This is a genomic window from Nocardia sp. CNY236 (assembly GCF_000482385.1).
Taxonomy (GTDB): Bacteria; Actinomycetota; Actinomycetes; order Mycobacteriales; family Mycobacteriaceae; genus Nocardia.
In genome coordinates, this window is sequence record NZ_AXVD01000081.1 from 1 (window position 1) to 1,038 (window position 1,038).

The window sequence follows — 1,038 nt, forward strand, 5'->3', positions numbered from 1 at the left end:
TCCTGCGGCTACGACTCCATCCCGCCGGATCTGAGCGTGTATCGGCTCTATCGCCGCACGATCGACGACAACACCGGCGAACTCACCGACACCACGTCAATCGCCTCGTTGCGAGGTCTTCCCAGCGGAGCCACAATCGACTCCGACCGCGCCACGATGGAGGCAATCGCGGCCGATCCCGCCAAGGCATCGGTGATGACGCACCCGTATTCGCTCAGCCCGGACCCGTCGAAAGAACCCGACCTCGGCCACCAACCCGACCGTGCGCTGTTTCCCGCGCGTGTGATCGAGCCCGATCTGGAGGGCTGGGTGGGCACGTATATCTACGCCAACCACGACACGAAGCTGGTGCGCCGCACCAATGGACTGCTGGGCTGGCCGTATGGCAAGAACTTCCGCTATCGCGAAGTAATGAGCGCGGGCACGTCGCCGGTGGCGCCGCTGATCGCGGCAGGCACGACTGCCGGTATCGACGCGCTCACGACCGTGGGCATACTGCTGTCACGGTCGTCGGGCGGTCGCAAGACGCTGGATCTGATTCTGCCCAGGCCGGGTACCGGCCCCAGCGAGAAGTCCCGAGCCAAAGGCTGGTTCGTCACGAAGACCTACGCCCGGACCACCTCGGGTGCGAAGTACGTGGCAACCTTCTCCGGCACCGGTGACCCCGGGTATCGGTGCACCTCGATGATGCTGGGCGAAAGCGGCCTGTGCCTGGCCTTCGACGGCAACGAGCAACCCGACCTCGCCGGAATCCTGACTCCCGCCGCTGCGATGGGCGATGCACTCACCGAGCGGCTCCGCGCGGCCGGGATGACCATCACCGTCGATCGCACCTGAACACACGACCTACCGCGCCTCGGCACAGCAGCCAATATGCCTCGGCAGAGCAGCCACCCGCCGATTACACCTACAGCAGACGGGAGATGATCATGGCAGGCAGTGAGTTCGGCGCTCGGGAGTTCGACCTGGTCCTATTCGGTGCGACCGGCTTCGTCGGCACACTGACCGCGCAATACCTCGCCGGCGCCGCACCGGAAT

General features: G+C 65.6%; 1 protein-coding gene. It reads left to right on the forward strand.

Annotated features, from left to right (window positions below; genetic code table 11):
• Nucleotides 1–837: hypothetical protein (locus K940_RS33290; RefSeq protein ID WP_028479139.1), on the forward strand; the 837-nt coding region annotated here is incomplete at its 5' end.
• Nucleotides 838–1,038 lie beyond the last annotated feature (201 nt).